Origin of the sequence: Bacillus pseudomycoides DSM 12442, from assembly GCF_000161455.1 — a bacterium.
In the GTDB taxonomy this organism is placed as follows: domain Bacteria; phylum Bacillota; class Bacilli; order Bacillales; family Bacillaceae_G; genus Bacillus_A; species Bacillus_A pseudomycoides.
Genome location: NZ_CM000745.1, coordinates 3,149,266 through 3,174,697 on the forward strand (window position 1 = coordinate 3,149,266; position 25,432 = coordinate 3,174,697).

At 37.9% G+C, this 25,432-nt stretch carries 24 protein-coding genes; all 24 read right to left on the bottom strand.

Annotated features, from left to right (window positions below):
• Window positions 1–76: 76 nt before the first annotated feature.
• The 24 genes from rpsO to xerC all read right to left on the bottom strand — a co-directional run bounded on the left by rpsO (window position 77) and on the right by xerC (window position 25,391).
• Complete coding sequence (rpsO, locus tag BPMYX0001_RS15875; protein WP_001229392.1) at window positions 77–346, bottom strand: 30S ribosomal protein S15; 270 nt, start codon at window positions 344–346, stop codon at window positions 77–79.
• Between the two features lie 100 nt (window positions 347–446).
• Window positions 447–1,418: a bifunctional riboflavin kinase/FAD synthetase gene (gene ribF, locus BPMYX0001_RS15880; protein ID WP_018764701.1), complete on the bottom strand. Its 972-nt coding sequence runs from the start codon at window positions 1,416–1,418 to the stop codon at window positions 447–449.
• Window positions 1,419–1,461: 43 nt separating this feature from the next.
• The gene (gene truB, locus BPMYX0001_RS15885) at window positions 1,462–2,385 is read right to left on the bottom strand and encodes a tRNA pseudouridine(55) synthase TruB (RefSeq protein WP_006095726.1); all 924 of its coding nucleotides are present in this window, start codon (window positions 2,383–2,385) and stop codon (window positions 1,462–1,464) included.
• Between the two features lie 223 nt (window positions 2,386–2,608).
• A complete protein-coding gene (rbfA, locus tag BPMYX0001_RS15890) occupies window positions 2,609–2,962 on the bottom strand; it encodes a 30S ribosome-binding factor RbfA (RefSeq protein ID WP_006095727.1) in 354 nt (117 codons plus the stop codon).
• A 15-nt stretch (window positions 2,963–2,977) separates the two neighbouring features.
• Entirely contained in the window at window positions 2,978–3,259 is a 282-nt protein-coding gene (locus tag BPMYX0001_RS15895) for a DUF503 domain-containing protein (protein ID WP_033799062.1), read from the bottom strand.
• A complete protein-coding gene (gene infB / locus BPMYX0001_RS15900) occupies window positions 3,256–5,322 on the bottom strand; it encodes a translation initiation factor IF-2 (RefSeq protein ID WP_003199518.1) in 2,067 nt (688 codons plus the stop codon). The genes BPMYX0001_RS15895 and infB overlap by 4 nt, the downstream gene beginning before the upstream one ends.
• Before the next feature lie 4 nt (window positions 5,323–5,326).
• Window positions 5,327–5,638, bottom strand: a complete 312-nt coding sequence (locus tag BPMYX0001_RS15905) for a YlxQ family RNA-binding protein (RefSeq protein ID WP_006095729.1) — start codon at window positions 5,636–5,638, stop codon at window positions 5,327–5,329.
• Entirely contained in the window at window positions 5,639–5,911 is a 273-nt protein-coding gene (rnpM, locus tag BPMYX0001_RS15910; protein ID WP_017151265.1) for an RNase P modulator RnpM, read from the bottom strand. It abuts the gene before it with no gap.
• Between the two features lie 11 nt (window positions 5,912–5,922).
• On the bottom strand, window positions 5,923–7,023 hold the full coding sequence (gene nusA / locus BPMYX0001_RS15915; RefSeq protein ID WP_003199512.1) for a transcription termination factor NusA: 1,101 nt from the start codon (window positions 7,021–7,023) through the stop codon (window positions 5,923–5,925).
• 17 nt (window positions 7,024–7,040) lie between these two features.
• The gene (gene rimP / locus BPMYX0001_RS15920) at window positions 7,041–7,511 is read right to left on the bottom strand and encodes a ribosome maturation factor RimP (protein WP_018764706.1); all 471 of its coding nucleotides are present in this window, start codon (window positions 7,509–7,511) and stop codon (window positions 7,041–7,043) included.
• 334 nt (window positions 7,512–7,845) lie between these two features.
• Window positions 7,846–12,147, bottom strand: a complete 4,302-nt coding sequence (locus BPMYX0001_RS15925) for a PolC-type DNA polymerase III (protein ID WP_006095731.1) — start codon at window positions 12,145–12,147, stop codon at window positions 7,846–7,848.
• A gap of 125 nt (window positions 12,148–12,272) precedes the next feature.
• Window positions 12,273–13,973, bottom strand: coding sequence for a proline--tRNA ligase (locus BPMYX0001_RS15930; protein WP_003208159.1), 1,701 nt, complete (start codon window positions 13,971–13,973; stop codon window positions 12,273–12,275).
• Window positions 13,974–14,125: 152 nt separating this feature from the next.
• Complete coding sequence (gene rseP / locus BPMYX0001_RS15935) at window positions 14,126–15,382, bottom strand: RIP metalloprotease RseP (protein ID WP_018764708.1); 1,257 nt, start codon at window positions 15,380–15,382, stop codon at window positions 14,126–14,128.
• Window positions 15,383–15,399: 17 nt separating this feature from the next.
• Window positions 15,400–16,542 (bottom strand): 1-deoxy-D-xylulose-5-phosphate reductoisomerase, encoded by a 1,143-nt coding sequence (gene dxr, locus BPMYX0001_RS15940; RefSeq protein WP_006095733.1) that lies wholly within the window; start codon window positions 16,540–16,542, stop codon window positions 15,400–15,402.
• A 20-nt stretch (window positions 16,543–16,562) separates the two neighbouring features.
• The gene (locus BPMYX0001_RS15945; RefSeq protein WP_006095734.1) at window positions 16,563–17,354 is read right to left on the bottom strand and encodes a phosphatidate cytidylyltransferase; all 792 of its coding nucleotides are present in this window, start codon (window positions 17,352–17,354) and stop codon (window positions 16,563–16,565) included.
• Window positions 17,355–17,371: 17 nt separating this feature from the next.
• Complete coding sequence (uppS, locus tag BPMYX0001_RS15950; protein ID WP_006095735.1) at window positions 17,372–18,148, bottom strand: isoprenyl transferase; 777 nt, start codon at window positions 18,146–18,148, stop codon at window positions 17,372–17,374.
• Between the two features lie 85 nt (window positions 18,149–18,233).
• A complete protein-coding gene (frr, locus tag BPMYX0001_RS15955; RefSeq protein ID WP_006095736.1) occupies window positions 18,234–18,791 on the bottom strand; it encodes a ribosome recycling factor in 558 nt (185 codons plus the stop codon).
• A 2-nt stretch (window positions 18,792–18,793) separates the two neighbouring features.
• Window positions 18,794–19,516 carry a UMP kinase gene (gene pyrH, locus BPMYX0001_RS15960; RefSeq protein ID WP_003199491.1) on the bottom strand — a complete coding sequence of 241 codons (723 nt, stop codon included), beginning with the start codon at window positions 19,514–19,516 and terminating at the stop codon, window positions 18,794–18,796.
• Between the two features lie 66 nt (window positions 19,517–19,582).
• Complete coding sequence (gene tsf, locus BPMYX0001_RS15965; RefSeq protein ID WP_018764711.1) at window positions 19,583–20,470, bottom strand: translation elongation factor Ts; 888 nt, start codon at window positions 20,468–20,470, stop codon at window positions 19,583–19,585.
• A gap of 102 nt (window positions 20,471–20,572) precedes the next feature.
• On the bottom strand, window positions 20,573–21,274 hold the full coding sequence (gene rpsB / locus BPMYX0001_RS15970) for a 30S ribosomal protein S2 (RefSeq protein WP_018764712.1): 702 nt from the start codon (window positions 21,272–21,274) through the stop codon (window positions 20,573–20,575).
• A gap of 361 nt (window positions 21,275–21,635) precedes the next feature.
• Window positions 21,636–22,415: a GTP-sensing pleiotropic transcriptional regulator CodY gene (codY, locus tag BPMYX0001_RS15975; protein WP_000421292.1), complete on the bottom strand. Its 780-nt coding sequence runs from the start codon at window positions 22,413–22,415 to the stop codon at window positions 21,636–21,638.
• A gap of 77 nt (window positions 22,416–22,492) precedes the next feature.
• Window positions 22,493–23,884 (bottom strand): ATP-dependent protease ATPase subunit HslU, encoded by a 1,392-nt coding sequence (gene hslU, locus BPMYX0001_RS15980; RefSeq protein ID WP_003199484.1) that lies wholly within the window; start codon window positions 23,882–23,884, stop codon window positions 22,493–22,495.
• Between the two features lie 22 nt (window positions 23,885–23,906).
• Window positions 23,907–24,449 carry an ATP-dependent protease proteolytic subunit HslV gene (gene hslV, locus BPMYX0001_RS15985; RefSeq protein ID WP_003199482.1) on the bottom strand — a complete coding sequence of 181 codons (543 nt, stop codon included), beginning with the start codon at window positions 24,447–24,449 and terminating at the stop codon, window positions 23,907–23,909.
• Window positions 24,450–24,491: 42 nt separating this feature from the next.
• The gene (xerC, locus tag BPMYX0001_RS15990) at window positions 24,492–25,391 is read right to left on the bottom strand and encodes a tyrosine recombinase XerC (RefSeq protein WP_016133222.1); all 900 of its coding nucleotides are present in this window, start codon (window positions 25,389–25,391) and stop codon (window positions 24,492–24,494) included.
• Window positions 25,392–25,432 lie beyond the last annotated feature (41 nt).

The following is a 25,432-nucleotide window of genomic DNA, read 5'->3' on the forward strand; positions in this document are numbered from 1 at the left end:
AAATTTAAGTAAGCTATTAAGAGTAAAAGATATATTTTTACCTAACAAAAAAGCGGGAATATTCCCGCTTCTTTGACTATCGACGTAAGCCAAGCTTTGTGATTAATTCACGGTAACGTGTGATATCGCTATTACGAAGGTAAGTAAGTAAGTTACGACGTTTACCAACCATCTTTAATAGACCACGACGTGAATGATGATCTTTCTTGTGAGTACGTAAGTGCTCGTTTAGAGTGTTAATTTGCTCCGTTAGGACAGCAATTTGAACCTCTGGAGAACCTGTATCAGTCTCATGAGTTCTAAATTGTGCAATGATTTCATTTTTACGCTCTTGTGTTAAAGCCATCCTATTTCACCTCCTAATAATTAAACCCCCAATTACCTAGCAAGCGTCGGTGAGTCGCAATGCCAAGCAATGGTTGTCATAAAGTACATAACATAGAATACTACTTTTCATTGGAAAAAGCAAGTATATTCTTTGTTGTGCTAAAATATTCTTGTGCTGTTTTTTTATCTTTGGCAATTTGAGCAACTAACTCATCGATGCCATTAAACTTTTTCTCTTCTCGAATACGCATGTGCCATTCAACAGTAACAACCTGATCATATATATCCTCATTAAAATGGAATAGATGTACTTCAATAGACAGATTACGCTCATCATCTTTAAAAGTTGGTTTATAACCGATATTACATACACCATCATGCCACTCACCATGAACTTTTAATCTTACTGCATACACACCAACAGGCGGCAGAAGATACTCCTCACTTAAAGCTACATTAGCTGTTGGAAAACCAATTTGACGTCCACGTTTATCTCCGTGAACAACCATTCCTTCTACTGTATAAGCTCTACCTAAAATAGATGGGATTTGTTCCATTTCTCCATTTCGAATCAATTTTCGTAATGCTGTGGAACTTACTTTTTCTTCTTGAAATTCAACTTTTTCAATCACGGTCTGTGTAAACTCCCCTCTTGCATGAAATGGTAAAGTCTCCATCGTCCCTTTTCCTAAACGTCCATATGAATAATCAAATCCTGCTACTACATGCTTTACATTTAGCCCAATAATATATTCATCTACAAACTGTTGTGGTAACAATCCAGCAAATGATTCATCGAATTTCACCACATATAACATATCAATCCCTAGGCTTGCAATTACTTTTTCTTTAATACGTAGCGGTGTAATATACTCCACATGCGCTTCCTTTTTCCCTAAGACAACAGATGGATGTGGATGAAACGTTATGACAGCACTTTTACATCCTCTTTCATCCGCTATTTTTTTTGCTGTGCGAATCACACGTTGATGCCCTAAATGAATGCCATCAAAAAATCCTAATGCCATTACAGTAGGTGGTAATTCTATTTTATTTTGTTCATGTGGATGAGTTAAATGAATGAGTTTCACGCTTGAATTCACCTTTTTCTGTAATAATCCTTCCAATAATTCATTATAGCTTTAGTTCCTGATTATTCACAAGTACTTTCATTGGCTTTAACATGCCAGGGTGTTTTGGATGATGTTCGTAAATTGCTAAGCAACGTTCATTTTTATCAAATACTGTAATAAACGGCGCTGTCACTTGCAGTTCATTCTTTAAAAACATACCATTTTTTATTTTTTCCGCTTGTTTTTCATCTACAACCATTTTTGGAAATTTACTTAACGCTTCATCGATTGAGATAAAAATAGACTCTACTGTTCCATTTTGCATGTTTTCTTCAATTTCTTCAAATGATATGCAATCTTCTAACAAAAATTCTCCTGAAGCTGTTCTCACAAGATGTGACATATGTGCTGGGAATCCTAACTTTTCTCCAATCATAACCGCCAATGTTCTCACATACGTTCCTTTACTACATGTAACGCGGAAGCGAAATGAAATATTCTTCCCTTCAAATACCTCACGATCATCAAGTAACACAAATTCATGAATTGTTATTACACGAACTGGACGTTCAACTTCTTGCCCCGCTCTTGCGTATTCGTATAGTTTCTTTCCGTTTACTTTTACAGCTGAATACATAGGAGGTACTTGCTCAATTGTACCCGTTAGTTCCGCTAATACAGTTTCCACTTCCGCACGTGTAATTACACGATTTACATCCTGTTTTCCCACTACTTCACCAGAAGCATCTTCAGTCGTTGTCGAAAATCCTAGTGTAACTTCACCTTCATATGTTTTTGTTTCACTTGTTAAAAATTGCGCAATCTTTGTAGCGCGCCCTACACAAATTGGTAATACTCCTGTTACATCTGGGTCTAATGTCCCTGTATGGCCAATTCGCTTTTCACGCAATATCTTTCTTAACTTAAATACACAATCGTGTGATGTCATTCCTTTTGGTTTATGTAACAATAATACACCTTCCATATGTTCACCTCATCGTTATACTTTTGTAGATGATGTTCAAAAAATCCGGTAAAGGTAGCTATCGCATTTCTTCGCCTGCGTCGCCAGACCGGTACTGATGTAGGCCCCCCTAGCTTCTGTTCCTCAAAATAGTGGACTCTCTTTATCCTCCTTTTTGAACATGCACTTGTATGACAAACTTACTTTCCATTGAAAAAATGGATAGACAAATGTCTATCCATTATTATTCACGTTTACCGTCTTTATTAATTTCATGTAAAAGCGTATCAATTCTATGTCCATAAGCGATAGACTCATCAAATTCAAAGGTAATTTCAGGTGTTTTACGAAGACGAATACGCTGCCCAATTTCAGCACGAATAAATCCTTTTGCCTTCGCTAAGCCTTTTAATGTATTTTCTTTCTGTTGTTCGTCTCCTAAAACAGAAATATATACTTTGGCAATCTGTAAATCCCCACTTACTTGCACATCTGTTACCGTCACAAAACCAATACGTGGATCTTTAATTTTGCGACTGATAATTTCGCCTAGTTCTTTTTTCATTTGCTCGCCCACGCGATTTGCACGTAGCTTCATAACTAATCACCTCATTCAATACCATTCCAATTGTGTTATCGTACGTTCAACCTCAGGAAACGAGTCAACATACGCAAGTACACGATTCATTTCTTTTTCGCAGACAACACGATTTGAGGATACGGAAACGATTGCAATTTCTGTACGTTGCCATACATCCTGGTGTCCAACTTCTGAAACAGATACATTGTACCTTTGTTTCACACGAGTTAAAATACGCTGTAAAATTGCTCGTTTCTCTTTTAAAGAATGCACATCATAAATCATACACTCAAATGAGAGTGAAGCGATAATCATCGCTTCACTTCTTCCATAATGTACGCCTCAATGATGTCCCCTTCTTTAAGATCATTATATCTTTCAATTGTGATACCACACTCATAGTTTTGTGCAACTTCTTTTACGTCATCTTTGAAACGTTTTAACGTATCAAGCTGTCCTTCGAAAATAACTACCCCATCACGAATGATACGTACGCCGCTATCACGTGTGATTTTACCATCAGTTACATAACAGCCTGCAATTGTTCCAACTTTAGTAACTTTGAATGTTTGACGAACTTCTGCTTGACCAATTACTTTTTCTTCGAATTCAGGATCCAGCATACCTTGCATTGCTGCTTCAATTTCTTCGATTACTTTGTAAATAATGCGGTGTAAGCGAATATCAACATTTTCTAATTCAGCTGTACGTTTCGCGTTTACATCAGGACGTACGTTAAATCCAATCACGATTGCATTTGATGCAGAAGCTAAAATAATATCAGATTCTGTAATTGCACCTACGCCTGTGTGAATGATTTTTATTTTTACGCCTTCAACATCAATTTTGCGAAGTGATGCTGCCATTGCTTCTACAGAACCTTGTACGTCCGCTTTCACAATTAAGTTAATTTCTTTCATTTCGCCTTCTTGAATTTGTTGGAATAAATCTTCAAGGCTTAATTTAGATTTTTCACCACGTTGTGCAAGCAATGCTTGTTGTGCACGTGATTCACCGATTTGGCGTGCTTTCTTCTCGTCAGCAAATGCCATAAAGCGATCGCCTGCTTGTGGTACTTCATTTAGACCTGTAATTTCAACAGGAGTAGACGGACCAGCAACTTTCACACGACGACCAATATCATTTACCATCGCACGAACACGTCCGAATGATGTACCAACAACAATTGGATCTCCTACTCGAAGTGTACCGTTTTGCACAAGTAATGTTGCGATTGTTCCTTTACCTTTATCAAGCTGTGCTTCGATTACAGTACCAGCTGCATAGCGATTTGGATTTGCCTTATATTCTTCTACTTCACTTACAAGAAGAATCATTTCTAACAGGTTGTCAATTCCTTCGCCTTGAATTGCAGAAATTGGTACGAAAATTGTATCTCCGCCCCAAGCTTCTGGAACTAATTCGTACTCTGTTAACTCTTGCATTACGCGGTCTGGATTTGCTGATGGTTTATCCATCTTATTCACAGCAACGATAATTGGTACTCCAGCTGCTTTCGCATGGTTAATTGCTTCAACTGTTTGTGGCATAACACCGTCATCAGCTGCAACAACAAGAATTGTAATATCTGTTACTTGTGCACCACGTGCGCGCATTGTTGTAAACGCTGCGTGACCTGGTGTATCTAAGAACGTAATTTTTTTGTCATTTACTTCAACTTGGTATGCACCAATATGCTGTGTAATTCCACCAGCTTCGCCAGCAGTTACTTTTGAATTACGAATAGAATCAAGCAGTGTTGTTTTACCATGGTCAACGTGTCCCATAATTGTAACAACGGCAGGACGTTCTTTTAAGTTTTCTTCATCGTCTTGCTCGTCCATGAAAGTTTCAAATTCTGTTTCGCTAACAATCACTTCTTCTTCTACTTCAATACCGTAATCACTAGCAATTAGCTCAATTGTATCTTTATCTAAATCTTGGTTAATTGTCGCCATAATACCTAGCATAAAGAGCTTTTTAATAAGTTCAGATGGCTCTTTTCCTAGTTTTTTTGCAAGTTCACTTACTGTAAGAGAACCGGTGAAAGTAACTTTATCCGGTGTCTCTACTGTTTGTGTTGGTTGTCTTCCAGCAAAGTTTTCTTGACGTTTGTCTTCATTTCCTTTGCCTTTTTTCTTCTTCTTATTGCTGTTCTTTTTGCTGCGAACAACTTTTTCTTCTACTTCAAACTCATCTGCAACAGAAGGTTTTTCTGCTCCAGTATTATATTGATTATCTAAATTATTTACTACTTCATCGTCTAACATTGTCATATGATTGGAGACCTCAATATTCATTTCTTTTAGTTTTGTAATAATATCTTTACTTGAGACATTGTGTTTCTTCGCATATTCATACACTCGAATTTTACTCATACCTTCACCCCCGGTAAGTTGTATCGAGCATGCTACGCAGCTTTTTCGCAAAGCCCTCATCTAACACGGCTACAACGACTCGCTCATCTCTCCCAATCGCATGCCCTAATTGTTGTCGATTTTCGACTTTTTTCATTGGTACGTTGTAGTACGTTGTTTTATCAGTAATACGTTTTGTTGTGTTCACTGACGCATCTTCAGAAAGCAATACAAGCTTTGCTTTGCCACTTCGTACCTCTTTTAAAACGAGTTCTTCACCCGAAATTATTTTTCGAGCACGGTTTGCTAGTCCTAAAAACGATTTCCAATCGGACACTTATTTCGACTCCTTCTCAACAAGCTCAAGGAGCTCTTCATAAAGAGAACTGTCGACCTTCGCTTTTAGATGATGTTCCAAAATATTTTTCTTTTGCGCTTGGATGATGCATTCCTTGTCTTTTGACAAATATGCACCACGTCCTGATTTCTTTCCAGTTAAATCAATAGACACTTCGCCCTCTTTGGAACGAACAATGCGAACGAGCTCGCGTTTTGATTTCATTTCTTGCGTTGCAATACATTTTCGTAACGGAACTTTTCGATTGCTCATACTCATCACCTCTATTCGATTTCATCTTCAACTGAATCGAATGCGATCATGTTGTCTTCTTCTGTTACAATGCCAAGTTGCTTCGCATCAGACTCGCTCTTAATATCAATTTTCCAGCCTGTTAATTTTGCTGCAAGACGTGCGTTTTGTCCACGTTTACCAATTGCTAATGAAAGCTGATGGTCTGGAACAACAACAGTTGTTGCTTTTTCCTCTTCATTCACAAGTACTTTTACAACTTGTGATGGGCTTAAAGCATTTGCTACATATTCAATTGGATCATTCGACCAGCGAACAATATCAATCTTTTCACCTTTTAGTTCATCTACGATGCGTTGTACACGTTGACCTTTTGGACCTACGCAAGAACCTACTGGATCAACATCGATATTCTCTGCATATACAGAAATTTTAGAGCGGTCGCCTGCTTCACGTGCTACCGAACGAATTTCTACAGTTCCATCGTAAATTTCCGGCACTTCAATTTCAAATAAACGTTTTAAAAGACCTGGATGTGTACGTGATACATAAATTTGTGGTCCTTTTGTCGTTTTTTCTACTTTTGTGATGAACACGCGAATGCGATCATGTGGTTTATATTGTTCGTTAGGCATTTGCTCACTTACTGGTAGTAGTGCTTCTACTTTTCCTAAGCTTACATAAATAAAACGAGCATCTTGACGTTGTACAATACCAACCATGATGTCTTCTTCACGATCACTAAATTCTGAATAAATAACACCGCGTTCCGCTTCACGCACACGTTGTGTTACAACTTGTTTTGCAGTTTGTGCTGCAATACGACCAAAATCTTTTGGCGTTACTTCAATTTCTAATACATCGCCATCTTGATAGTTCGGATTGATTTGTCTTGCTTCTTCTACAGAAATTTCAAGACGTGGGTCAAACACATTATCAACAACGTCTTTACGTGCTAAAACTTGAATTGTTCCCACTTCTGGATTAAAGCTAACGCGAACGTTTTGTGCTTGGTTAAAATTGCGTTTATAAGCAGAGATTAAAGCTGCTTCAATCGCATCAATAATAATATCTTTGCTAATACCTTTTTCTGATTCTAATACGAGCAAAGCATCTAACAACTCAGTGCTCATGAAGATCCCCCTTCTTACTAAAACGTAACAGCAAGTCGCGCATTCGCAACTTTGTCCATTGGAATTTGAATTTCTTTTTTACGTGTTTTAATTGTTAATAGTAGTGTAATTGTTGTACCATCGTAGGATAGTAGCTTTCCTTCAAACATCTTTTCACCATCGATCGGCTCATATGTTTTAATTGCCACTTGCTTTCCTACCGCTTGCTGGAAGTCTTTTTCTTTCTTTAATGGGCGTTCCGCTCCAGGAGATGATACATCCAAAAAGTAAAGATGAGGAATTGGATCCTCTTTATCTAAAGCTTCGCTTAAACGTTCACTTACCGCTCCGCATTCTTCAATGTCTACTCCTGTCTCTGAATCGATGGATACGCGTAGGAACCAGTCTTTTCCTTCTTTCACATATTCTACATCTACAAGTTCAAGATTTAACTCTTCAACAATCGGCTGCGCAAGTGCTTCAACAACTTCTGTGACTTTCTTATCCATAAACAGCCTCCTTTCTGCCGCCATGTACCATTTGAAAGAAAAAATCCGCCCTATTTAAAACGGTCTATCTTATTCTTTCTTGTTAGCTAACAAAAGCCCCTGCCATTAAGCAGGGAATATCTGTCTTAGTATTACCAAATTTAAGAAGTAAAACTTGTAACAAAATATGTATATACGACAGAAATGTCTCACCTACATCCATAGATAAAACATAGATAGTAACACGAAAGAGTGGGTTTCCCCACTCTTCTTTTCGCAAAATATACATGACATGGTTATCTCGGTTAATAGTATACCATAGCAAATAACGATTTGCAAAGATTTTTCCTGCCTGTTAGAACAGTGATAATTGGTTTTTATCCGGTAGATCTCCTAAACAACCTTGGCTATCTAAATACTCAATGATTGTTCTAGAAAGCTTACTACGTTGTTGCAAATCTTCTTTTGATAAAAACTCACCATTTCCACGTGCTTCCACAATACTTAAGGCCGCATTTGTACCAAGACCAGGTATCGCATTAAATGGAGGAATTAACGTATCTCCATCAATAATAAAGTCAGTTGCATGTGAACGATATAAATCAACCTTTTGGAATGAATAACCACGTTCACACATTTCAAGTGTCATTTCTAACACTGTTAGTAAACTTTTCTCTTTCGGCGCTGCATCCAATCCTTTTTGCGCAATTTCATCAATTCTTGCACGGATTGATGCCGAACCTTTGACCATCGCATCTACATCAAAATCATCTGCACGTACTGTAAAATATGCTGCGTAGAACAAGAGTGCAAAGTGTACTTTGAAGTAAGCGATACGTACAGCCATAAGTACATAAGCAGCCGCATGGGCCTTAGGAAACATGTACTTAATCTTTTTACAAGAATCAATATACCAACTAGGCACATTGTTATTACGCATTTCCTCTTCCCACTCTTCTGGTACACCTTTACCTTTACGCACCGATTCCATGATTTTAAATGCTAAGGATGGATCTAATCCTTGATAAATCAGATAGACCATAATATCATCACGACAACCGATAACTTCACTCAGTGTACATGTACCGTTATAAATGAGTTCGTTAGCATTACCAAGCCATACGTCTGTACCATGGGATAGTCCAGAAATTTGGACAAGTTCTGAGAATGTTGTTGGCTTTGTTTCCTCTAACATCTGCCTTACGAATTTTGTACCAAACTCCGGTATACCTAGTGTACCGGTTTTACAATTAATTTGTTCTTCTGTTACACCTAAAGATTCTGGTCCAGAGAAAATCTTCATTACTTCTGGATCATCTGTTGGTATTGTTTTTGGATCCACGCCGCTTAAATCTTGCAGCATACGAATAACGGTCGGATCATCGTGTCCCAGAATATCCAGTTTTAATAAATTATCATGAATAGAATGGAAGTCAAAGTGTGTTGTTCTCCATTCTGCCCCTACTGAATCGGCTGGGAATTGAATTGGTGAAAAATCAAAAATATCCATGTAATCGGGCACAACAATAATTCCGCCTGGATGCTGCCCTGTTGTGCGTTTTACACCAGTACAACCAGCAACAAGACGATCAATTTCTGCATTTCGAATGGTTAAGTTATGATCAGATGCATACCCTTTTACATAACCATAAGCTGTTTTCTCCGCAACTGTACCGATTGTTCCAGCACGGTATACATAGTCCTCACCGAACAGTACTTTCGTATAGTTATGGGCACGTGGTTGGTACTCTCCGGAGAAGTTCAAGTCAATATCGGGAACCTTATCCCCTTTAAAACCAAGGAATGTTTCGAACGGAATATCATGTCCATCTTTTACATACGGGATATTACATGTTGGACACTCTTTATCAGGTAAGTCAAAACCAGAGCCTACAGAACCATCATTAAAGAACTCTGATTGCTTACAATTCGGACATACATAGTGTGGCGGCAATGGATTTACTTCGGTAATTTCCATCATCGTCGCAACGAATGATGACCCTACCGATCCACGTGAACCTACAAGATAGCCGTCAACCAGCGATTTTTTCACAAGCTTATGTGAAATTAAATAAATAACGGCAAATCCATGCCCAATAATACTTTTTAATTCTTTTTCCAAACGTGCTTCTACGATTTCTGGCAATTCTTCACCGTAGATGCTGCGTGCCATTGTATAACTCATGTCACGCGTTTCATCATCAGCACCTTCAATTTTCGGTGTATATAGGTCATCTTTTACTGGATGAACATCACCAATTAACGATGCGACCTTTTGTGTATTCGTCACAACAATTTCTTTTGCTTTCTCTTCTCCTAAGAATGAGAAGCAATCTAACATTTCATTTGTTGTACGGAAATATACAGGCGGTAATGAATGACGATTTAATGGATTTGCCCCGCCCTGCGAACTTACTAAGATTTTGCGATACATTGCATCTTCTGGATCTAGATAATGCACATTCCCTGTAGCAACAACAGGTTTATCTAACGTTTCACCTAGTTTTACTAAGTTAGAAATAATTGTTTTTAACTGTCCTTCATCTCGAACGAGTTCACGTTCTACTAAATGACGCAACACTTCCGGAGGCATAACCTCAATGTAATCATAGAACTGCGCAATCTCTTCTACCTCTTCAGGAGCCTTTTGCATCATCGCTTCAAATACTTCACCCTTATCACAAGCAGTACCAACTAATATACCTTCGCGATATTTTTTTAATAAAGAACGTGGTACCCGTGGTACGCGGTAAAAGTAATTCAAATGAGAATATGAAACAAGCTTATATAAATTTTTTAAACCAACATCTGATGTTGCAAGTAGTGTCATATGACTTGGACGTCCACGTTTATACGCATCCCCTTGCCCCATGCTGTCATTTAATTGATCGTGATATTCAAAACCTTTTTCAATGACATCTTTTAACATTTTCACAAGTAAATAACCTGTTGCCTCTGTATCATAAATTGCACGGTGATGTTGCGTTAATTCAATATCAAGCTTTTTACACATCGTATTTAAACGATGATTCTTCATCTCTGGGAATAAAAATCTAGCTAACTCCAATGTATCAATAACTGGATTTTTCGGCTTGTCTAAGCCACATTTCTTAAACCCAACATTTAAGAATCCCATATCAAAACTTGCGTTATGGGCAACAAGTGTATGGTCACCCATCCATGATTCGAACTTTTTAAATACTTCTCCTACTTCTGGTGCATCCGTCAACATATCATCTGTGATACCTGTTAATTCAATAATTGTTGCTGATAATGGTTGATGCGGATTTGCAAAAGATTCAAAGCGATCGATAATTTCGCCGCCTTTCACTTTTACAGCGGCTAATTCAATAACCGTATCATATACAGCTGATAGCCCTGTCGTTTCAACGTCGAAAACAACGTATGTTTCATCTGCAAGTAGTCGATGAGTCTCATTATAAGCAATAGGAACACCGTCATTTACTAAATTGGCTTCTACACCATAAATGACTTTTACACCGGCTTTTTTACCAGCGGAATACGCTTCTGGGAAAGACTGTGCAACAGCATGGTCTGTAACAGCGATAGCCTCATGTCCCCATTTTCCAGCTTGAGAAACAAGCTTAGATACCGATGTAACAGCATCCATTTGACTCATTGGGGTATGCAAATGAAGCTCTACCCGTTTTTCTCCTTCAGGTGCTTTATCTTTACGAGAAGGCCCTGTTATTTCGTTAATATCGTTCGCAATCATTACTAAGTCACGAACAAACGTATCGTTTTGGACCGAACCTCGCGCTTTTACCCACATTCCTTTTTTTAAGGATTGCAGCATCGGAATATCTTCTTTATCACGTGAGAACATTTTAATCATAATAGAATCCGTATAATCCGTTATTTTTAACGTTAATAACGTACGTCCACTACGCAGCTCTTTTGTTTCCACATTGAAGACATAACCTTGAACAGTTTTTCTTCTTTCTTCATCTTGAATTTCGCGTAGCGGTGTAATCTCTTCATCAGGCTTAATAAGGTAACCGAGTACAATCGGCCCTTCATGTACAACATCACTTTCTTCAGCTTGCTTCTTGGCCATTTCTTCCATAGCTTGTATAACACGCTGACGATCTTCTTGCTGTGTTTGTTCACGAAATTTTTGAACTTCCTCTTCGTTTTGCTTTATATTTGTTTCAAGCTGAAAACGTGGAAATCCGAAAACTTCATATTGATCCCCTACCGACTTCGCAAGATTTTTCTTTAGCGCAGTAGATTCTAACTCATTATTCACATCAAGTAACAACTTCACTCCGTTTACATGCGGAAGTTGCTTTTTTAAATACGCAAACATAGGTGAAAAAGTAATTCGATCTGTACAAAGTGGCCAATATGCTTTGACCTCTTCTTCTGTAAATTGTTTATTCTCTGTTTCTAATGCAAATGACGTTTTTGCAATATGTGAAAATGACTGATTGAGCTGTGTTTCTAACAGTTCATATAATTCTGTTGGCAAAATACGTGGCACTTGTAAATCAAAATGCCAACTCTTATTTGCTTTATCAACAACTAGCCTTTGAATACCGCCACCTTGTAAATATTGATTGATAAGGTCTTCAGGCATTTGCAGCTGTTGGAGCAAAATTTGAAATCGCTCTTGTTGTTCGTTTGTTAATGACATAAGCAACCTCCTTCCATCTGCTATTATAAATTGAAACGTTCCGCAAAGAAAGATTTCTTCCTTTTAACTAATTATTTTTCATTTTACATAGAAATAGAAGGTACCTCACCTGGAGGTACCTCTTCTTATTTCAAAATATTAGCAATGTATGCATGAAGTTCTTCTACCTTTACTTCTGCAGATTCATTTGTAGCACGCACTTTTACTTCAACAATGCCTTCATCAGCTTTTTTACCAACTGTTACTCGAACTGGAAGACCAAATAAGTCTGCATCAGCAAATTTAACACCTGCACGCTCTGCACGATCATCTAACAATACTTCATAACCTTGTTCTTGTAATGAATTGTAGATCGTTTCACCTACTTCACGCTGTGCATCAGACTTCATGTTTACTGGAATTACATGTACATGGAATGGTGCAACAGCTTTTGGCCAAACCAAACCATTTTCATCGTTAAATTGCTCAGCGACTGCCGCAACTGTGCGAGATACCCCGATACCATAGCATCCCATGATAAGTGGCTTCGTTTTTCCATTCTCATCTAAGAACGTTGCATTCATTGCTTCGCTATAACGTGTACCTAATTTAAACACATGTCCAACTTCGATACCACGAGCAAAACGGATTGTCCCATTTCCATCTGGAGATTGATCTCCTTCTTGAATGAAACGTAAATCTGTATATTGACTCACTTTGAAATCACGCTCTGGATTTACATTTATATAATGGAATCCTTCTTCGTTTGCACCACAGCAACCATTTACAATTGCTGCTACAGCATGGTCAGCAATGACTTCAATGTCTCCTGTTACACCAATTGGTCCTAAAGAACCAACTTCGCAATTTAACAGTTCTCTTACCTCTTCATGTGAAGCAAGTTCAACAACTGAAGCACCATAGACATTCTTCACTTTTACATCATTTACTTCATGATCCCCGCGAACAAGTACAACAACAAACTTTTCATCGACTTTAAAGACCATAGATTTGATGCAATTTGACGCTTCCATATTTAAGAATGCAGAAACCTCTTCAATTGCTTTTTGATCTGGCGTTGCTACTTTTTCAAGTGCTTTTTCTGCTTCATCGCTTTTTGCATAGGAAGCAACAACAGGTGCCATTTCAATATTTGCTGCATAATCAGATGTATCAGAATACGCAATTGTATCTTCTCCTACATCAGATAATGCCATAAATTCATGTGTATCTTTACCACCCATTGCTCCAGAATCAGCAATAACCGCACGGAAATTCAATCCACAGCGAGCGAAGATATTAGAATATGCTTGGTATAGGCCACTATAAACTTCATCCAAACTTTCTTGTGTCGCATGGAAAGAATAAGCATCTTTCATTAAAAATTCTCTTCCGCGTAATAAACCAAAACGGGGTCTTTGCTCGTCACGGAATTTTGTTTGGATTTGATATAATGTTAACGGTAGCTTTTTATAAGATTTAATTTCATCACGTACAAGGTCTGTAATAACTTCTTCATGCGTTGCTCCTAGTGCAAACTCACGATCATTACGATCTTTCATACGCATTAACTCAGAACCGTAAGAATACCAACGACCTGATTCTTGCCACAATTCAGCTGCTTGTAATGCTGGCATTAATAATTCTACAGCTCCTGCTCGTTCCATCTCTTCTCGAACAATACGTTCCACTTTATGCAATACTTTTAGCCCCAGTGGTAAAAAGCTGTAAATACCAGAAGCATTTTGACGCATGAATCCTGCACGAAGTAGCAATTGATGACTTTTAATCTCAGCATCGGCTGGTACTTCACGTAATGTAGGACTAAATACCATACTTTGTTTCATCTATTCGCACCTCTTTAATTTACTCTAATACGCAGTAAAACCCCCCACCTCAAATTAGGTGAGGGATTACGACTCTAAGAGTTTTATTCATTTCATTCACTATTCACAAAAAACATCGTGAATTTTATACTTACTACAAGTTTCACTTTATTTTACAAGAAAAATCTCCGAATGTCATTCCACGTTACAACTAACATAAGTAACATCAATAACGCAAAGCCAATAAAATGAACCATTCCTTCTTTTTGGCGATCAATTGGTTTCCCACGCAAAGCTTCAATTAAGAAGAAGAACAAGCGTCCTCCATCAAGAGCAGGAACCGGTAATAGGTTGAATAGACCAAGGTTTATGCTTAAAACAGCCGCCAAACTAAGAACACGAATAAAGCCATAATCTACTACTTGGTCTGTTAAATTATAAATTCCTACGGGACCTGATAAATCATTAATAGAAAACTGACCCGTCACTAGTTTTACAAGGGAATCAAAAATTAATTTTGTCCATGTATACGTCTGCTCAAAACCTGATTTAATAGAACCAAAAATAGATTTCTCTACAGGAGAGTATACACCAATTCTACCAACCTCTTCTTTCCCCTCTTTATCAGCTGATGGCGTTACTTTTACATTCAATTGTTCGCTGTCACGTTTTACATGAAGCGTAATTTCTTTATTTGGGTGTTCACGTACAATCGTGACAACATCTTTCCATGTATTCGTGTCTTTCCCATCGATTGCTTGAATCGTATCATCTTGTTTCAATCCTGCTTGTTCTGCAACACTATCCTTCATTACTTTCCCAACCATTGGCTTATCAACAGGAATACCTTGTACCAATCCAATGATAACAAAAATAACAAATGCAAGAATGAAGTTCATAGCAGGACCTGCAAAGATTGTTAATGCTCGCTGTCCTAGCGTTTTAGAACCAAATTGTCTGTTAAACGGGGCGATTTGTATTTCTTCTCCTGCTGAAACAATACGAGCTTTTTCACTCACACGGAATGTTTGCAATTCCTCCTCGTATTCTTCGTAACCAGCAATTGTGAGATTGTGTTCCAAATCAGCTTGCTCTACTTCAATCACGCGAACATTCGGATACTTTTCGCGCCCGTCTAAAACTAATTTCATAACTTCTTCGTTTTCATTTAACACGAGTCCAACTTTTTTTCCTGGTTTTAATTCAACCGTTTCTGCATCCTCACCAGCCATTCTAACATAGCCTCCAAGAGGTAGCAGCCGAACTGTATAAACTGTTTCATTCTTTTCAAATGAAAATATTTTTGGACCAAAACCAATTGCAAACTCGCGACATAAAATACCCGCTCTTTTTGCGAAATATAGATGCCCTAGCTCATGGAAAAATACGAGTGCACCGAAAATTAATATAAAGGCAATCGCTGTATTCAATTCCATAACCACCTTTGCTAAATTTGTTCCATCACAAACCGTCTTGTGGCCGCATCAATTTCCTGAATTTCTTCTAAGCTCGGACGTGCAATGACATTGTGATGGTGCATTGCTTTTTCAATGAGGTCTTCTACTGTTAAGAAACTAATTTTCTTTTGTAGAAAGGCTGCTACAGCTACTTCATTTGCTGCATTCATAACAGCTGGCATGCTCCCACCCATCTTTCCAGCTTCATATGCAAAACGTAGGCAACGGAAACGATCTGGATTCATTTGTTCAAAATGCAGTGTTCCAATTTCCCATAAATTTAACTGTTTTGTATCTGAGAGAGGTAATCGATCTGGATATGTAAGTGCATATTGAATTGGTACACGCATATCTGGTGAGCCGAGCTGTGCCATTACACTACGATCTTCAAATTCAACCATAGAATGAATAATGCTTTCTTTATGTAAAACAACATCAATTTGCTCATAAGGTATGCCGAAAAGCCAATGCGCTTCAATTACTTCCAGCCCCTTATTCATCATTGTAGCAGAATCAATTGTAATTTTCGAACCCATTGACCAGTTTGGATGACGAAGCGCATCTTCCACAGTCACATGATGTAATTCATCTCTCGTTTTATCGCGGAAACTCCCACCTGAAGCAGTGATAATTAAGCGAGAAATTCGCTTTTCATTTTCTCCATTCAAACATTGAAAAATAGCCGAATGCTCACTATCTACTGGAAGTAACGGCACATTATGTTTGCGTGCAGCTTCCATTACAATATGTCCCGCAGTTACTAATGTTTCTTTGTTTGCAATTCCAATTGTTTTTTTCGCCTCAATTGCACGGAGTGTTGGTAACAACCCTACACTACCTACAACAGCATTTATTACAACTTCTGCACTTGGGTGAAGAGCTACCTCTAATAGTCCTTCGTCACCATATACTACTTTTGTATTTCCAGAAACTGATTGTAACCTTACAACATCTTCCTCTCTTTGTACAGAAACAAGCTGAGGAGAAAATTCTTGAATAACTTTTACTGCGTAGTCAATATTTTTCCCTACAGAAAAAGCAACGAGACGGAATTGGTCTGGGTGCGAGCGTACTACATCTAAAGTTTGCGTCCCTATTGATCCGCTTGCCCCTAATAAACTAATGTTTTTCATGACTCCAACCCCTCGTTTTATTATGAAATGAAATGTAAGAAGTGTAAAATCGGTAATACGAACAACCAACTATCTGTTCGATCTAAGATTCCACCATGTCCAGGTAAAATTGTACCTGAATCTTTCACACCATAATGGCGTTTAAAAGCAGATTGTACTAAATCACCAAGTTGTCCAAAAATGGAGATTGCAATTGTAACAATTATTAACATCCCAACGTTCCCTTGAACTTGGAAAAACATATTGTATACAAAAGCAACGACAATCCCACAAACAATACCACCTAGTGAACCTTCTATCGTTTTATTCGGACTAATTTCTGGCCACAATTTTCTTTTTCCGATTGCTTTCCCTATGAAATATGCACCTGAATCAGTTGCCCAAATGACAAATAACGCATAAAATACAAAATGGATTCCCGCTATTCTCGTTTCATTTAAATATAAGAATCCCATTGCAACATACGTTGTTGCCATAAGTAAAAAAGAAGCATTGTCAAAAGTAAATGTATTCTTTGAAAGGACTGTATATGATAAAAGTAATAAAACAATCACAAATGTGATTTCTAGTTTATTTAATCCAATCCAATTGAACACTCCTGATGCATTACTTGGAACTAAAATACTCCACAATAATAATGCGGCTAAAACTGTTGGCACCGAAATAAGTGTAAGCTTGTTCATACGAATTAATTCATATAATCCTATAGAAGCAAGTGCATACACTAAAACTGTAAAAGGCACGCCACCGTAAATTACGATGGGAATGAACAGCGCGGCAGCAATCACTCCAGTAATAATTCTCTGTTTCACTACCAAACCCTCTCTTTCTACACGCCTCCGAATCTGCGCCCTCTATGTTGAAAGTCTGTAATCGCATTTAGCAAATGTTCCTCGGTAAAATCTGGCCAATACACATCTGTAAACCAAAGCTCCGAATACGCAATTTGCCATAGCATGAAATTACTAATACGTAGCTCCCCACTTGTACGAATAAGCAAGTCTGGGTCAGGTAAAGAGCTTGTCATTAAGTATGAAGAAAGCATTTCTTCATTTACATCTTCTGAACGAACTTTCCCTTCTTCGCTATCTTTCATCATATGTTGCACAGCAGAAACGATTTCATCGCGACTTCCATAGTTTAACGCAAAATTGAGAATTAATCCCGTGTTCTCTTTTGTATCTTCCATGGCTTTTTCCATCGCTCTGCGCGTATGCGTAGGAAGACGATCTTTTTGTCCAATTACTCGAACTTGTACATTTTCTTCAATTAATTCTGGTAAAAATGCACCTAAAAATTCTTCTGGAAGCTTCATTAAATAATCGACTTCCTTTTTCGGTCTTTTCCAATTCTCAGTAGAAAAAGCATAAAGAGTCAGCACTTTCACATCAAGTTTACTAGCAAATTTCGTAATTTTTTTTACTACTTGCATTCCTTCATGATGTCCGGCAATGCGGGGCATTGCTCTTCTCTTTGCCCATCTTCCATTACCATCCATAATGATCGCAATGTGCTCTGGGATATGTCCCTTTTTCACTTTTTCAATGAGATGATCAAACGATGTGACCTTTTTACCTTTAAAAAAAGGAAACTTTTTAAACATCATTCATACCCTCCAACAAGCAGACGTATGCCTAAAAGTGTAAAAAGACCCCCTTAAGAAGAGGGTCATATTTGCGAAGGTATCGCTATTACACTTCCATGATTTCTTTTTCTTTGTTTTTTGTGATTTCGTCAACTTTTGCAATATATTTATCTGTTTCTTTTTGGATATCTTCTGTATATCCTCTTAAGTCGTCTTCTGTAATATCTCCAGCTTTTTCAAGCTTTTTAAGATCATCATTAGCATCACGACGTACGTTACGAACTGCTACTTTTGCTTCTTCAGCATATTTCTTAACAGTTTTTACTAGGTCTCTACGACGTTCTTCTGTTAATGCAGGGAATGCAATACGAATTACTGATCCGTCGTTAGAAGGATTTAGACCTAAATCAGCTTTTAAAATTGCTTTTTCAATATCACCGATAGAAGTTTTATCATACGGCTGAATAACAAGCAAACGTGCTTCAGGAACTGTAATGTTCGCTAATTGCACAACAGGTGTTGGTGCACCATAATAATCAACTTGTACTTTATCTAATGCAGACGCGCTTGCACGACCAGCACGAACTGAAGCTAATTCGCGAGAATAAGCAGCAACTGCTTTTTCCATTTTTTCATTTGTAGCTTTTAATACTTGTTGTCCCATTTTTATTTCCCCCTTACAATTGTTCCAATATTTTCGCCTAAAACGGCACGCTTAATATTACCTTTTTCCATAACCGAGAATACAATTAATGGAATATCATTATCCATACATAAAGAAGAAGCAGTAGAATCCATTACACCTAAACCTTCTTTTAATACATCTAAGTAGGTAAGTGTTTCATATTTCGTAGCTGTTGGGTCAATAGATGGATCTGCATTATATACGCCATCTACATTGTTTTTCGCCATTAAAATAACATCAGCTTCGATTTCTGCTGCACGTAATGCTGCAGTTGTATCTGTAGAGAAGTACGGGTTACCTGTACCCGCTGCAAAGATAACAACACGCTTCTTCTCTAAGTGACGAACTGCTTTGCGGCGAATGTAAGGTTCTGCCACTTGACGCATTTCAATAGAAGTTTGAACGCGTGTTTGAATTCCAATGTTCTCCAAGCTATCTTGAAGAGCTAATGAGTTCATAACTGTCGCTAACATGCCCATGTAGTCCGCTCCTGCACGGTCCATGCCCATTTCACTTCCAATTTTCCCACGCCAAATGTTACCGCCGCCAACAACAACAGCAACCTCTACATCAAGTTCTGCAATTTCTTTCACTTGTTCTGCAACTGACTTAATAACAGCTGGGTTAATTCCAAATCCTTGTTCACCAGCTAAAGCTTCTCCGCTTAGTTTTAAAACGACACGATCATATTTCGGTTTACTCATAATGAACCTCCAATTGCTTACATCTTTATTTTAAAAAAGGGAACACAATGTGTTCCCTAATCTGTATTAGTTGTTACCTTTTACTTGGTTCATTACTTCTTCAGCAAAGTTGTCTTCGCGTTTTTCGATACCTTCACCAACAGCGTAGCGAACGAATCCTTTTAATGTTCCGCCTTTAGACTCAACGAACTGACGAACTTTCATATCAGGGTTTTTAACGAATGCTTGGTCAAGTAAGCAAATCTCTTCAAAGAATTTACCTAGACGGCCTTCAACCATCTTAGCAACGATTTTTTCAGGCTTGCCTTCGTTTAAAGCTTGTTGTGTTAATACTTGACGCTCGTGCTCAACTTCTTCAGCTGTTACAGCATCGCGGTCGATGTATTTAGGGTTAACTGCTGCAATGTGCATTGCTACATCTTTAGCAGCCGCTTCATCTGTAGAACCTTCAAGAACTGTTAATACACCAATGCGTCCACCCATGTGTAGGTAAGCACCGAATGCATCTGCATCAGTTTTTGATACGATTTCGAAACGACGAAGTGTAAGTTTTTCACCAATTTTAGCGATTGCTTCGTTGATGTACTCTTCTACTGTTTTGCCGTTTGCAATTGTTTGAGCCATAGCTTCTTCAATGTTAGCAGGTTTGTTAGCTAATAAATGAGCAGCTAATTCTTTAATTAATGTTTGGAAACCTTCGTTTTTCGCAACGAAATCAGTTTCAGAGTTTAATTCTAAGATTAAACCTTCGTTACCGTTTGTTTCGATGAAAGTTAAACCTTCAGCAGCGATGCGGTCTGCTTTTTTAGCAGCTTTCGCAATACCTTTTTCACGTAAGAAGTCAATTGCTTTCTCCATGTCGCCGTTAGTTTCTGTTAAAGCTTTTTTGCAGTCCATCATACCCGCGCCAGTTTTTTCACGAAGTTCTTTTACCATTTGTGCAGTGATTGCCATATTTTTCATCCTCCTAAAATATGTATTTATACCTTTTGAAAAGGTGTTTATACCTTAAAAAAGGTGATAAAAGGCCGAACCCCTTATCACCTTTCAAATTTGTTACGCAGTAACAGTTTCTTCACCTTGTTTTGCTTCAAGGATCGCGTCTGCCATTTTAGATGTAAGAAGTTTTACAGCACGAATTGCATCATCGTTTGCTGGAATTACGTGATCGATTTCGTCTGGATCACAGTTTGTATCAACGATACCGATGATTGGAATGTGTAATTTGCGTGCTTCAGCAACTGCGATACGCTCTTTACGAGGGTCTACTACGAATAATGCACTTGGAAGACCTTTCATATCTTTAATACCGCCTAAGAATTTTTCAAGACGCTCTAACTCTTTTTTAAGTTGAACAACTTCTTTCTTAGGAAGTACATCGAATGTACCATCTTCTTGCATTCTTTCGATGTCTTTAAGACGCTTGATACGCTTTTGGATTGTTTGGAAGTTTGTTAACGTTCCACCTAACCAACGTTGGTTAACGAAGTACATACCTGCACGAGTTGCTTCTTCTTTAATAGCTTCTTGTGCTTGTTTTTTTGTACCTACGAATAAAATGTCGCCACCTTCAGCAGCGATGTTACGCATTACGTTGAAAGCTTCTTCAACTTTTTTCACAGTTTTTTGTAAGTCGATGATGTAGATACCGTTACGCTCTGTGAAAATGTAACGTTTCATTTTTGGGTTCCAACGACGAGTTTGATGTCCGAAATGAACACCAGCTTCAAGCAATTGCTTCATAGAAATTACTGACATAATTTAGTTCCTCCTAAATGGTTTTTGATATCCTCCGTTTACTTCATCTTTAAGCGAAACTACAAGCGTAGCACCAACACTTAAATCGGTAAACGTGTGTACTTTGTACTGACACCACTGCTTACTATATCATAATGAAATATTACAATCAAGTCGAAAATGCGAACAATGTAAAACTTTCTTTTTAATTATGATTTTACTCATCTATTTCTCAATTCTAACTTCAGTATTACCACTCTTCCTTTACTTTAAGCAGCCGTACCTAATAAAGCAAAACTACGGCTTTTTCCCCATCAGAACGCAATGAATATTTTAGAAAATAAAAAAGCTCTCCTCACATGAGGAGAGCTTCCCTTAACAATTAGTTTGTTTTTAATTTAGCAAGTTCATGTAAAAACTTGTCGTTCAATACTTTAATGTATGTTCCTTTCATACCTAAAGAACGAGATTCAATAACGCCTGCACTTTCTAATTTACGAAGTGCGTTTACGATTACAGAACGAGTAATTCCTACACGATCAGCAATTTTACTTGCAACAAGTAAACCTTCTGTTCCATTTAATTCTTCGAAGATGTGCTCAATTGCTTCTAACTCACTGTATGATAACGAGCTAATTGCCATTTGAACGACCGCTTTACTACGCGCTTCTTCTTCGATTTCTTCCGCTTTTTCGCGTAAGATTTCCATACCTACTACAGTTGAGCTGTATTCAGCAAGAATTAAATCATCATCTAAAAATTCTTGACCAAGACGCGCTAACACTAGTGTACCTAGACGCTCACCGCCACCAACGATCGGTACAATTGTAGTTAAACCTTGACCGAATAATTCTTTGTTTTCTACAGGGAATGCTGTAAATTGACTGTTTACATCTAAGTTTGAAGATGTTTCTGTAACGTTGAATAGGCTTTGTGTATACTCTTCTGGGAATTGACGCTCTGCAAGCATTTGTTTCATGCGCTCATTCTCGATTTGTTGGTGAATTGCATATCCTAATAATTTACCGCGACGACTTACAACGAATACGTTTGCTTCAATTACTTCACACATTGTATCTGACATTTCTCTAAAGTTTACAGGCTTTCCTGCTGCGCTCTGTAATAACGCATTTAATTTTCTCGTTTTTGCTAATAATTCCATTTCAAAAGTTCCTCCTACATGTTACTTACATATTTTTTCATCACTTGGAAACTAGGGCGAGTCACCTGATGACACTATTACAAAATAAACTGGCTCACATCTTTATTTTTAGCAATCGTTGCTAATTTTTCCTCTACATATTGAGGTGTTATCGTTATTTTCTCTAACGTAATCTCAGATGCTTCAAACGATAAATCTTCAAGAAGTTTCTCCATAATGGTATGAAGTCTTCTCGCTCCAATATTATCCGTATCTTGATTAACTTGATAAGCAATCTCAGCAATCTTACGAATAGCTTCGTCAGAAAATTCAATTTCTATACCCTCAGTTGCTAATAATGCTATATATTGCTTCACTAAAGCATTATCAGGTTCTACAAGAATTTTAACAAAATCATCTACCGATAATTTTGTTAATTCCACTCGAATCGGGAATCTTCCTTGCAGTTCTGGAATTAAATCAGACGGTTTGGACATATGGAAGGCACCAGCCGCAATAAATAAAATATAATCTGTTTTCACCGATCCATATTTCGTTGCAACGTTCGATCCTTCTACAATTGGCAAAATGTCACGCTGTACACCTTCACGCGATACATCCACGCTATTCGACTGCTTACCAGCAATTTTGTCAATTTCATCAATAAAAATAATCCCGAGCTGTTCAGCACGATAAACAGCCTCTTGTGTAACTTCATCCATATCAATTAAGCGCTGTGCTTCCTCATTTGTCAAGACTTTTCTTGCTTCTTTTACAGAAAGTTTACGTTTTTTCGTTTTTTTCGGCATAAAACTTCCTAATGCATCTTGGAAATTCATCCCCATTTGCTCCATACCAGTACCTTGCAACATATCAAACATAGAAGACTGTTGTTCCGTCACTTCAATCGATACAATTTCATCTTCAAGTAAACCTGCGGCAAGTTTCTTTTCAACTTCTCTGCGCTTCTTTTCAATTTCTGTGTCATCTTGTGTTTCAGATGTCTGATTCGCATTTTGATTTCCACCAAATAACATCTCTAACGGATTTTTGAATCCGGATTGTTTTTGCGGACTTGGCACCAAAATTTCAACAAGCCGTTGATTTGCTTGCTCCTCAGCCTTATCTTTAACCTTGACGACCATTTCTTCTTTTACGATGCGAACTGAAGTTTCTACAAGGTCACGCACCATAGATTCTACATCTCGACCGACATATCCAACTTCTGTGAATTTCGTCGCTTCAACCTTAATAAAAGGTGCTCCAACGAGCTTCGCCATTCGTCGTGCTACCTCTGTCTTTCCGACCCCTGTCGGTCCAATCATTAAAATGTTCTTCGGAGCAATTTCATCGCGTAAATCTTCCGCTAATTTACTACGACGATATCGATTTCTAAGCGCTACTGCAACCGCTTTTTTCGCATCTTTTTGACCAATAATATATTGATCCAATTTTTCTACAATTTGACGCGGAGTAAAATGTAAATGCATATAAAATGCCTCCCTTACGATTCTACAATTCTTCCACAATAATGTTGTGATTTGTATACACACAAATGTCACCAGCAATTTCTAAACTTGCTTTCGCAATTGCTTTTGCTGTTAAATGTTCACTCGCATGTTGCTTTAAAGCGCGACCAGCTGCAAGCGCATAATGTCCACCTGAACCGATTGCTAAAATGCCATCATCCGGTTCAATTACTTCTCCTGTTCCTGAAACAAGAAGTAACGTTGTTTGATCCATAACGATTAACATCGCTTCCAATTGACGCAGCATTTTATCACCACGCCATTGTTTCGCCATTTCAACTGCAGCACGTTGTAAATTTCCATTATACTCTTCTAATTTCCCCTCAAACATTTCAAAAAGAGTAAACGCATCCGCAACGGAACCTGCAAATCCAGCTAACACCTTCCCTTGAAATAGCTTTCGAACTTTTCGTGCTGTGTGCTTCATCACAACAGCATTGCCAAATGTCACTTGTCCGTCGCCGGCCATAGCACACTCTCCATTATGGTGAATGGCAAATATCGTTGTAGCGTGGAAATTTCCCATAGAAAAAACTCCTTTATATGTTTTTATAGCTTTAAAAGCAATTTATGCCCGCGGGTGATGCTTCATGTAAACAGAACGCAATCTTTCTTTTGAAACATGCGTATAAATTTGTGTCGTTGATAGATTTTCATGACCCAATAACTCCTGCACAGTTCGTAAATCTGCACCTTCATCTAACATATGTGTAGCAAATGTATGCCTTAACATATGCGGACTTATTCGCATTGTAAGAGAAGCTTTCTTAATGAGCTCATTTAAAATATAACGAACACCGCGATCCGTTAACGGCTTACCCTTTGCATTTAAAAACACCATTTGAGAATGTTCCTCTGTTTTTTTAGCTAACTGTTTTCTACCGTTTTCTATATAAGTAATTAAAGCATCTTGGGCATAACTTCCAAACGGAACGTACCTTTGTTTTTTGCCTTTTCCCGTCACTAGAATTGTCCCTACCGAGAAATCAATATCAGTAAGTTGTAAACTTACACATTCACTCACACGGATTCCCGTTGCATACATAAGCTCTAATAAAGCTTGATCCCTTTGACCAAGTGGTGTTTTTACATCAGAAACTTCAAACAATTTCTCCAATTCTTCAACATACAAAAACTTGGGGATTGACAGTTCTTTTTTGGGGAGTGACGCAAGTGCAAACGGATTATCTTCTCGATATCCTTCACGCATCAGAAAACGATATAAACTTCGTAAGCTCGATACTTTTCTTGCGACAGATTTACGGGCTAGCTTTTCATCGTGTAATGTCGTTAAGTACAAACGAACATCTACGTATGTAACGTCTAAAAAAGAGGATATGCCTTCTCGCTCCATAAATTGCACAAAATGTTCTAAATCATTTTGATAACTTGCAATTGTATATTTTGAATAATTTCTTTCAATTTGTAAATATCCAACGAATAATTGTAACAATTTCTTCACATTCACATAACTCACCTCAATAAAGGCTACTAAATCGTATCACAACT

Bases quoted from the DNA above. Each gene is read 5' to 3' on its own strand.
- rpsO (WP_001229392.1), bottom strand. From the start codon at position 346: ATGGCTTTAACACAAGAGCGTAAAAATGAAATCATTGCACAATTTAGA.
- truB (WP_006095726.1), bottom strand. From the start codon at position 2,385: ATGGAAGGTGTATTATTGTTACATAAACCAAAAGGAATGACATCACAC.
- rbfA (WP_006095727.1), bottom strand. From the start codon at position 2,962: ATGAAGCTACGTGCAAATCGCGTGGGCGAGCAAATGAAAAAAGAACTA.
- BPMYX0001_RS15895 (WP_033799062.1), bottom strand. From the start codon at position 3,259: ATGATTATCGCTTCACTCTCATTTGAGTGTATGATTTATGATGTGCAT.
- infB (WP_003199518.1), bottom strand. From the start codon at position 5,322: ATGAGTAAAATTCGAGTGTATGAATATGCGAAGAAACACAATGTCTCA.
- rnpM (WP_017151265.1), bottom strand. From the start codon at position 5,911: ATGAGCAATCGAAAAGTTCCGTTACGAAAATGTATTGCAACGCAAGAA.
- nusA (WP_003199512.1), bottom strand. From the start codon at position 7,023: ATGAGCACTGAGTTGTTAGATGCTTTGCTCGTATTAGAATCAGAAAAA.
- rimP (WP_018764706.1), bottom strand. From the start codon at position 7,511: ATGGATAAGAAAGTCACAGAAGTTGTTGAAGCACTTGCGCAGCCGATT.
- BPMYX0001_RS15925 (WP_006095731.1), bottom strand. From the start codon at position 12,147: ATGTCATTAACAAACGAACAACAAGAGCGATTTCAAATTTTGCTCCAA.
- BPMYX0001_RS15930 (WP_003208159.1), bottom strand. From the start codon at position 13,973: ATGAAACAAAGTATGGTATTTAGTCCTACATTACGTGAAGTACCAGCC.
- dxr (WP_006095733.1), bottom strand. From the start codon at position 16,542: ATGAAAAACATTAGTTTATTAGGGGCAAGCGGATCAATAGGGACGCAA.
- uppS (WP_006095735.1), bottom strand. From the start codon at position 18,148: ATGATGTTTAAAAAGTTTCCTTTTTTTAAAGGTAAAAAGGTCACATCG.
- frr (WP_006095736.1), bottom strand. From the start codon at position 18,791: ATGGGACAACAAGTATTAAAAGCTACAAATGAAAAAATGGAAAAAGCA.
- pyrH (WP_003199491.1), bottom strand. From the start codon at position 19,516: ATGAGTAAACCGAAATATGATCGTGTCGTTTTAAAACTAAGCGGAGAA.
- tsf (WP_018764711.1), bottom strand. From the start codon at position 20,470: ATGGCAATCACTGCACAAATGGTAAAAGAACTTCGTGAAAAAACTGGC.
- rpsB (WP_018764712.1), bottom strand. From the start codon at position 21,274: ATGTCAGTAATTTCTATGAAGCAATTGCTTGAAGCTGGTGTTCATTTC.
- codY (WP_000421292.1), bottom strand. From the start codon at position 22,415: ATGGAATTATTAGCAAAAACGAGAAAATTAAATGCGTTATTACAGAGC.
- hslU (WP_003199484.1), bottom strand. From the start codon at position 23,884: ATGCATTTACATTTTACTCCGCGTCAAATTGTAGAAAAATTGGATCAA.
- hslV (WP_003199482.1), bottom strand. From the start codon at position 24,449: ATGGGAAATTTCCACGCTACAACGATATTTGCCATTCACCATAATGGA.